Below are 8469 nucleotides of genomic sequence, written 5' to 3' on the forward strand. Positions count from 1 at the left end.
TTTTGTTCCCTCTCCACGCAGGAGAGGGCTAGGGCTTAGGGGTTAATCGAGCATTGAAATAGCGGTCGGTGCATCGTTACCCACCAGCGCCAGATCTTCAAATTCATTGACGGCGTTGATTTCGGTGCCCATCGAGATGTTGGTCACGCGCTCCAGAATAATCTCTACGACCACCGGTACGCGGAACTCTTTGAGCATGTCTTGCGCCTTGCGCAGTGCAGGCTGGATTTGAGCCGGTTCGAATACGCGCAGCGCTTTGCAGCCCAGGCCTTCGACCACAGCGACGTGGTCGACGCCGTAGCCATTCAGTTCTGGGGCATTAAGGTTGTCGAAAGACAGCTGCACGCAGTAGTCCATTTCGAATCCACGCTGTGCCTGACGGATCAGGCCAAGGTAGGAGTTGTTCACCACCACGTGGATGTACGGCAGGTTGAACTGCGCGCCCACGGCCAGTTCTTCGATCATGAACTGGAAGTCATAGTCACCCGACAGGGCTACAACGTTGCGGCTCGGGTCGGCTTTGACCACGCCCAGCGCCGCCGGAATAGTCCAGCCCAATGGCCCGGCCTGGCCGCAGTTGATCCAGTGGCGTGGCTTGTAAACGTGCAGGAACTGCGCGCCGGCAATCTGCGACAAGCCGATGGTGCTGACATAGCAGGTGTCTTTGCCGAACACCTGGTTCATCTCTTCATACACGCGTTGAGGCTTGACCGGTACGGAGTCGAAGTGAGTCTTGCGGTGCAGGGTGGCTTTGCGTTGTTGGCAGTCTTGCAGCCAGGCGCTGCGGTTTTTCAGCTTGCCGGCGGCTTTCCATTCGCGGGCCACTTCCAGGAACACAGTGAGGGCTGCGCCTGCGTCAGAAACGATGCCCAGGTCCGGGGTGAAAACGCGGCCGATTTGCGTCGGCTCAATGTCCACGTGGATGAATTTACGGCCTTCGGTGTACACCTCGACCGAACCGGTGTGGCGGTTGGCCCAGCGGTTGCCGATGCCCAGCACGACGTCGGATTTGAGCAGGGTGGCGTTGCCGTAGCGGTGCGAGGTTTGCAGGCCGACCATGCCGACCATCAGCGGGTGGTCGTCGGCAATGCTGCCCCAGCCCATCAAAGTCGGGATCACCGGAATACCGGTCAACTCGGCGAATTCCACCAGCAACGCGCTGGCGTCGGCGTTGATCACGCCGCCACCGCTGACCAGTAGCGGGCGTTCGGCCTGGTCGAGCATGGCCAACGCTTTTTCGACCTGTACCCGGGTGGCCGAAGGCTTGGCCAGCGGCAGGGGTTCGTAAGCGTCAATGTCGAATTCGATTTCAGCCATTTGCACATCAAACGGCAGGTCAATCAGCACGGGGCCAGGGCGCCCGGAGCGCATTTCATAAAAGGCTTTCTGGAAGGCGTAAGGCACCTGGCCCGGCTCGAGCACGGTGGTTGCCCACTTGGTCACCGGCTTGACGATGCTGGTGATGTCCACGGCCTGGAAGTCTTCTTTATGCAGACGCGCCCGTGGCGCTTGGCCGGTGATGCACAGAATCGGGATTGAATCGGCAGAGGCGCTGTACAGGCCGGTCACCATGTCAGTGCCCGCAGGGCCGGAGGTGCCGATGCACACGCCGATGTTGCCGGCTTTGGTGCGGGTGTAGCCCTCGGCCATGTGCGAGGCGCCTTCCACGTGGCGAGCGAGGACGTGATCGATGCCGCCCACTTTTTGCAAGGCTGAATACAGCGGGTTGATGGCGGCGCCCGGGATACCAAAAGCGGTGTCGACACCTTCACGACGCATCACCAAAACAGCGGCTTCGATTGCTCTCATTTTGCTCATTTGATTGTGCCTCTTACGTTTTATAATTGTATACAAGTGGCTGATGGCTGAGTTTATTCATGGTCCGGCCTGCAGGTCAATGGCTTTTGTTTAATCCATGGCAAGACGATTGGGAGGCCCTATTTCACGAGGTTTTAGGTTTTTTGGGATTTGTTATCTGAAAAACTGTATACAAATAATCGTATTTTTGTGTTCTATTGATCTCATTGGTTCTGCCTGAAGCAGGCGGGGCAAGGCTTCCAATAACAAAATAAGGACGGCAACCATGAGTGCTTTAACCTTGAAAGTCGCTTTAACCCTGGCGGCTCAAGCCTTGAACGCGGGTCGCAGCATCAACGCGTCCCCGCTGACGGTCGCGGTACTCGATTCGGGTGGGTATTTGCTGGCATTGCAGCGTGAGGACGGCGCCAGCCTGTTGCGTCCCAACATTGCGATTGGCAAGGCCTGGGGGGCGATTGCCTTGGGCAAGGGATCTCGTGCACTGGCGCTGGACGCACAGCAGCGCCCGACGTTTTTCGCGGCGCTCAATGGCATGGGCCAAGGCGATATCGTGCCGGTGCCGGGTGGCGTCTTGATCCGCGATGATCAGGGCAAGGTGCTGGGGGCGATCGGTATCAGTGGTGATACCTCAGACATTGATGAGCAATGCGCCATCAGTGCGATTGAAGGGCAAGGGTTGCGCGCGGATGCGGGAGTGGTGGCTTAATCACTTTTTCTGTAGGAGCGAGCTTGCCTCGCGATCTTTTGATCTTTTAAAAGATCGCGAGGCGAGCTCGCTCCTACGGATTTTGGTGTTGCTTATTGGTCCGGCGCACAGCCTTTAAGCACCAGCCGAATAATGGTCTGCGTTGCAGCTTCGTAGTCGCTGTCGTCGAGCTTGGCCTTGCCGGTGATGGCGGAAATTTGCCAGTCGAAGTCGGCGTAGGTCTGGGTCGCGGCCCAGATGCTGAACATCAGGTGGTGCGGGTCGATCGGGGCGATCAGGCCGCGGTCGATCCAGGTCTGGATGCAGGCGATGTTGTGTTTGGCCTGGTCGTTAAGCAGTTCGACCTGTTTTTCACTGAGGTGCGGGGCGCCGTGCATGATTTCGCTGGCGAACACTTTCGAGGCAAACGGCAGTTCGCGAGAAATCAGGATTTTGGAACGGATGTAGTTGCTTAACACCTCGTTCGGCTCGCCATCGGCGTTGAACGGCGTCGATACACGCAGGATCGGCTCGATGATGCTTTCGAGCACTTCGCGGTACAGGTTTTCCTTGGATTTGAAGTAGTAATAGACGTTGGGCTTAGGCACCCCCGCCTTGGCCGCGATGTCGCTGGTTTTGCTGGCGGCAAACCCTTTGTCGGCGAATTCCTCGCTGGCGGCTCGCAAAATCAGTTCTTTGTTGCGCTCGCGGATGCTACTCATAAACCCGGTATTTCCTTGCCTGTTTTGGCGGTCGGGCATGGTAGCACCGTGATTGCAAACGTCTCAAGACAGCTGCTTACGGACGGTGATACGCCAGCCGTCAGGCCAGCGCGTTACCCGGCTGCGAGGTGCTGTTTTGCAACAGCCGATAGCCCGCGATGGCAAACAGCAACATGCCAAAACCGGCGATCAACGACACCCTGAAGCCTGCCGGTGCACCGTAAGCGTCGATCACCCAGCCACCGACCACCGCGCCGAGGGCAACACCCATGCCCAGGCCGGTAATCATCCAGGTCAGGCCTTCGGTCAGCTTGGCCGGGGCGACGATGTTTTCGACCAGCGCCATGGCGGTGATCAGGGTCGGGGCGAAGAACAGCCCGGCGATAAACATGGCCGCGGCCAGGGTGATGATGCTGTTGGCCCACATCAGCGGCACCATGGTGATTGCCGTGGCCAACGCGCCCAACAAAAACAACCGGGGCAGGGGCATGTTCAATTTGAGGCTGCCAAACACCAGCCCGGCCAGGCATGAACCCAGTGCATACACCGACAGGACGATGCTCGCGGCCGCCGGTTCACCCTGGTGTTGGGCAAAGGCCACGCTGACCACATCCACGGTGCCGACAATGGTGCCCAGGCCGATCAAGGCCATCATCAGCACCAGAACCGCGCCCTGGCGCAAGACCGTGACGTCATTCTCCAGGGTGCGCGGGTGCACGGGCGGCTCGGTTTTGTGTTGCATGACAAAGGCGGTTACGCCCACTGCCAACAAGATCGCGGCCGCCAGTGGCCCGGCCTGGGGGAACAGGGCCACGCTCAGGCCCACGGAAATGGGCGGGCCGATGATAAAGCAGACTTCGTCCAGCACCGATTCAAACGAGAACGCCGTGTGCAGCTTGGGCGAGCCGCGGTACAGCTCACTCCAGCGGGCGCGGACCATGGCCGGCATGCTGGGCATGCAGCCGGCCAGGGCGGCGCAGACAAACAGCGTCCAGTCGGGCGCGTTCAGGTAGCTGCACAGCAGCAACGCAAGCATGGCGCAGACGCCAACCGCCGCCACGCCGGGCAAGATCCGGCGCTGCCCGTAACGATCAACCGCGCGAGAAATTTGTGGTGCCAGCAGGGCCATGGCCAGTGCAAAGGTGGCCGCCACCGCGCCCGCCAGCCAATACGAGCCGTGTAACTGCGAAAGCATGGTGATGATGCCGATACCTGCCATGGATATGGGCATTCGGGCGATCAGGCCTGCGGCGCAAAACGCTTTGCTGCCGGGGGCGCTGAAAATCTCGCGATAGGGGTTGGCCATACAAGCTCCGTGACGTTGCAGGTAAGAAAGGTGTTTTGACATACATGGCGTATGCAGAAATATACGCATGCGCGGCGTATGTCAAATAAAGGTGGCCAGTGAGGAGAAGGTGCTGCCTGGAGAGGAGGGCTTCAGCCACGCGAATGCAGTGGCTGAAGCGGGTGCATCAGAAGTGGTACTTGACCAACAGGCTCGCGGTGTCCTGGTTGGTTTTGAAGGAGCCGCTGTCTTCGATGCCGTACTTGTTTTTCCAGTAGTCGTATTCGATACCGACGTACAGTTGCTTCGCGCTCCAGTTCAACGCCTTGCCCAAGTCATATTTGATCTGTGGGTTGAAGTGCAGGTTGGCGTGGTAGGTGCCGCGCGCGTTCTGGTCGTTGTCGACCACCCAGTCCATGTAGCCGTCGATGACCACATCGGAGTTGCCCACGGGCTGGGTCCAGGACCACACCGGGGTGATCTGCCAAACACCACGGCCCGGGCGGTTGCCTTCTGGGTAGCGTTTGTAGAAGTTCAACTGGAAGAAGTCGAAGCCGGGCACATTCAGGTCGAAACCTGGGCCGATCAAGTAGGAGTCTGAATCGCCTTCGCCAAACTCGTACGTGAGGGCCAGCAACACGTCTTTGATAGGGCCAAACTCAAACTTCTGATCGAAGATCTTGCCGAACGACAAGCGCGGCGTGAACTCGCCGTAGTAAGTGTTGGTACCTAAGTTACTGTCTTCTTTGCCGTTGTAAAAAATACGGTCGACGAACAGAAAGTTATCACCGTATTTCCAGCTGTCGGCGTGTTCGAAGGTCAAGGTCTGTTGGATCTTGGGATTGACCTGAAAATCCTTGCCATACAAGTACGTCAAGCTGTTGGTTTGCCACTGCAGCAAGTCTTCTGCGGCTGCCGTTGTACCGCCCAGCAGGCTCCCCGCAAGCACCAGGCCGGTCAGAATGCGCTTCATTCGGTTGCTCCAAAAATTAATCAATGCTGCATGAGTAGAACTCGGCGCTCTGTGCGGCACCTTGGTTCTTTTGTTTTAAAACTTGTCTTTGTGGTCAACTTAACGTCGTTTGAACACCCTGTTTTACGGCAAAGAGACATCGCTCGGCTGTCCATGGACAGTTGAGTGGCGGGAGACTAATGCAGGCCGTAAACACTTGAGTTGAACGATAAAGTTGGCTTCAGAGTCAGCTTTAAAACAGCGCCCGTTTTTGAGCGGCCGCGCAGAGTACTGACTCTGGCGTCGGTACTCAAGCGCGCTGTGGTTGCCCGGGCGCAGCAAGGCTTAAAAGTGGACTTTGATCAGGGCGCTGGCGGTGTTTTGGTTGGTGTCCAGACGGCTGCTGCTTTCGATGCCGTACTTGTTTTTCCAGTAGCTGTATTCAAAGCCGACATACAGCTGTTTTTCGCCCAGGTTGAGGGCCTTTCCAAGGTCATATTTGACCTGCGGGTTGAAGTGCAGGTTGGCGTGATACGTGCCGCGTGAGTTCTGGTCATTATCGACCACCCAGTCTATGTAGCCATCGATCAGCACGTTGGAGCGGCCCACTGGAATGGTATAGGAGAACGACGGAGTGATCTGCCAAACCCCCGTGCCAGGGCGTGGCCCTTCGGTGTGGCGGCGATAAAAGTTGAGGGTGAAGTAGTTAAAGCCGGGCACCGCCAAGTCAAAGCCCGGACCAATGAGGTAGGCCTCGCTGTCGCCTTCGCCGTACTCGTAGGTCATGGCCAGGAGCACGTCTTTAATGGGGCCGTATTCGAGTTTTTGGTCGAAGATCTTGCCGAACGACAGGCGTGGGCTGAACTCGCCGTAATAGGTGTGCGGGCCCTTGTTGGGGTCGGCTTTACCGTTGTAGAAAATGCGGTCGACAAACAGGAAGTTGTCGCCGTATTTCCATTTGTCGGCGTGTTCAAAGGTGATCGTTTGCTGGATCGACGGGTTGATCGCGAAGTTCTTGCCGTACAGGTAGGTGAGGCTGTTGGTTTGCCACAAGAACAGATCACCGGCCATGGCCTGACCTGCAGCCAAAAGCCCACCCGCGAGCGTGACGCCCCAGTGTTTGCAGTGCATGGGATGCTTCCTTTTTTATTATTGTGTGTGCCAGAGATTGGCAGGTGGGTGGGAGCGGGCTTGCTCGCGATTCAGGCGCTGCGGTTTTTCAGGTAAACCGTAGCGATTTCATCGCGAGCAAGCCCGCTCCCACACAAACACTCATCCATCGCGCATCAATGCTGATGCACGTGACCGCTCATGGCTGCACGCTCGGCGCCGCCCAGTACGTTGAACAGCAGGTTCAGGGACACGGCGCTGACTGCCGCCATGGCGATGCCGCTGTGGGTGATCGGGCCCATCCAGAGTGGCAAGTGCGCGAAGAACTCGGGGCGCACCACCGGGATCAGGCCCATACCGATACTCACAGCCACCAGCAGTTGATTGCGGCGGTCGGCAATGTCGGCCTCCTGGAGGATTTTGATCCCCGTGGCGGCAACCATGCCGAACATCGCAATGGCTGCGCCGCCCAGTACCGCAGGCGGAATCGAGGCCACCAGGAACGCGGCTTTAGGCAACAGGCTGAGGGTGATCAGGAAGATCCCGGCCATGATCGTCACCGAGCGGCAACGCACGCCGGTCATTTGCACCAGACCGATGTTCTGGGCGAATGAGGAGTGGGTGAAGGTGTTGAAAAAGCCCGCCAGAAATGAAGCTCCGGCGTCGCACAGCAAGCCGCGACGGAGCATGCGTGGGGTGACTTCCTGGTCGGTGATCTTGCCCAGCGCCAGAAACATCCCGGTGGACTCGACAAAAATGATCACCACCACCAGACACATCGACAGGATCGGTGCCAGATGGAACTCAGGCATGCCGAAGTGCAGCGGCGTGACGATCTGGAACCACGGCGCGAGGCCGATGCCTTGCAAGTTGACCATGCCGATGGCACCACACAGGGCATAGCCCAGTGCCATGCCGATCAGTACCGAAACGTTGACCCAGAAACCGCGCATAAAGCGATTGATGAGCAAAATGGTGCCCAGCACCAGCGCCGCAATAAACAGGTAAATCGGTGAGCCGAATTGCGCTGCTGTGCTGCCGCCTCCCGCCCAATTGACGGCGACCGGGAACAGTGACAGGCCAATGGAGGTAATTACGGTGCCGGTGACCAGCGGCGGAAAGAAGCGCACCACCTTGGACATGAACGGCGCAATGATCATCCCGAAGAAACCGGCGGCAATGGTTGCCCCGAAAATACCGGTCATGCCGATGCCCGGCATCCCGGCCATCGCCACCATGCTGCCAACGGCGGCAAAACTGGCGCCCATCATCACCGGCATGCGAATGCCCATAGGGCCGATGCCCCACGACTGGACGATGGTTGCTACGCCTGCCACCAGCAGGTCGGCGTTGATCAGAAAGGCGATTTCCTCACGACTCAGCCCGGCTGCCTGGCCGATGATCAGGGGGACGGCGACAGCACCCCCGTACATCAGCAGCACGTGCTGCAGACCGACCAGAATCAATTGCAACAACGGTAGCCGCTGGATGGGTGGTGGTGCGGTTACTGCGGGTATGCGCGGTTCGGTTAAGTCGGACATGCAACACCTCGGTCATTTTTATTGTTGTGAGCTAATGGTGTGGTGGGTGGCCGCCCACGGTTTGCGGCCGCCCGTGTGCGTCAGTTGATGTGGGCTCCTGAGTTGACCCAGGCACCGACCAAGTCGCGTTCTTGCTGGGTCATCTGAGTGATGTTGCCCAGCGGCATGATCGGTGTGGCGACGGCTTGCGCTTGAATGCGCGGGGCCATCAGTTGAATTTGTTGCGCGGTGTCAAACATCACCCCGGCCGGAGCCACGCTGAACAGCGGGCTGGTAGGGGAGGCGGAATGGCAAACCGTGCAGCGTTCCTGGATTACTGCGTGGACTTTTTCGAAGTCAACGCCGGCCACCGGGGC

General features: G+C 58.4%; 7 protein-coding genes and 1 pseudogene. 1 reads left to right on the plus strand and 7 read right to left on the minus strand.

Going from position 1 to position 8469, the window contains the following annotated elements; all coding sequences use genetic code 11:
* Positions 1-42: 42 nt before the first annotated feature.
* Positions 43-1818 (minus strand): glyoxylate carboligase, encoded by a 1776-nt coding sequence (gene gcl / locus GHO41_RS20215; RefSeq protein WP_048371314.1) that lies wholly within the window; start codon positions 1816-1818, stop codon positions 43-45.
* 265 nt (positions 1819-2083) lie between these two features.
* On the opposite strand from gcl, the gene GHO41_RS20220 reads away from it, so the two are divergent.
* Entirely contained in the window at positions 2084-2524 is a 441-nt protein-coding gene (locus GHO41_RS20220; protein ID WP_153434471.1) for a heme-binding protein, read from the plus strand.
* A gap of 92 nt (positions 2525-2616) precedes the next feature.
* Here the strand turns inward: GHO41_RS20220 and GHO41_RS20225 are convergent, their stop codons facing one another.
* The 6 genes and pseudogenes from GHO41_RS20225 to GHO41_RS20250 form a co-directional block, all read right to left on the minus strand.
* Positions 2617-3225 (minus strand): TetR/AcrR family transcriptional regulator, encoded by a 609-nt coding sequence (locus tag GHO41_RS20225; RefSeq protein ID WP_048371308.1) that lies wholly within the window; start codon positions 3223-3225, stop codon positions 2617-2619.
* Between the two features lie 100 nt (positions 3226-3325).
* The gene (locus tag GHO41_RS20230) at positions 3326-4531 is read right to left on the minus strand and encodes an MFS transporter (protein WP_153434472.1); all 1206 of its coding nucleotides are present in this window, start codon (positions 4529-4531) and stop codon (positions 3326-3328) included.
* 166 nt (positions 4532-4697) lie between these two features.
* Positions 4698-5483: an outer membrane protein OmpK gene (locus GHO41_RS20235; protein ID WP_048371305.1), complete on the minus strand. Its 786-nt coding sequence runs from the start codon at positions 5481-5483 to the stop codon at positions 4698-4700.
* Between the two features lie 324 nt (positions 5484-5807).
* The gene (locus GHO41_RS20240) at positions 5808-6593 is read right to left on the minus strand and encodes an outer membrane protein OmpK (protein ID WP_153434473.1); all 786 of its coding nucleotides are present in this window, start codon (positions 6591-6593) and stop codon (positions 5808-5810) included.
* 155 nt (positions 6594-6748) lie between these two features.
* Entirely contained in the window at positions 6749-8113 is a 1365-nt protein-coding gene (locus GHO41_RS20245; RefSeq protein ID WP_048371302.1) for a nucleobase:cation symporter-2 family protein, read from the minus strand.
* Positions 8114-8193: 80 nt separating this feature from the next.
* Positions 8194-8469: pseudogene (locus GHO41_RS20250) on the minus strand (hypothetical protein); the annotation flags it as partial.

The organism is Pseudomonas sp. FSL R10-0399, assembly GCF_009600165.1.
GTDB classification, from domain to species: domain Bacteria; phylum Pseudomonadota; class Gammaproteobacteria; order Pseudomonadales; family Pseudomonadaceae; genus Aquipseudomonas; species Aquipseudomonas helleri.

Excerpts from the sequence above, each read along its gene's own strand:
- gcl (WP_048371314.1), bottom strand. The coding sequence starts at position 1,818 with ATGAGCAAAATGAGAGCAATCGAAGCCGCTGTTTTGGTGATGCGTCGT.
- GHO41_RS20220 (WP_153434471.1), top strand. The coding sequence starts at position 2,084 with ATGAGTGCTTTAACCTTGAAAGTCGCTTTAACCCTGGCGGCTCAAGCC.
- GHO41_RS20225 (WP_048371308.1), bottom strand. The coding sequence starts at position 3,225 with ATGAGTAGCATCCGCGAGCGCAACAAAGAACTGATTTTGCGAGCCGCC.
- GHO41_RS20230 (WP_153434472.1), bottom strand. The coding sequence starts at position 4,531 with ATGGCCAACCCCTATCGCGAGATTTTCAGCGCCCCCGGCAGCAAAGCG.
- GHO41_RS20235 (WP_048371305.1), bottom strand. The coding sequence starts at position 5,483 with ATGAAGCGCATTCTGACCGGCCTGGTGCTTGCGGGGAGCCTGCTGGGC.
- GHO41_RS20240 (WP_153434473.1), bottom strand. The coding sequence starts at position 6,593 with ATGCACTGCAAACACTGGGGCGTCACGCTCGCGGGTGGGCTTTTGGCT.
- GHO41_RS20245 (WP_048371302.1), bottom strand. The coding sequence starts at position 8,113 with ATGTCCGACTTAACCGAACCGCGCATACCCGCAGTAACCGCACCACCA.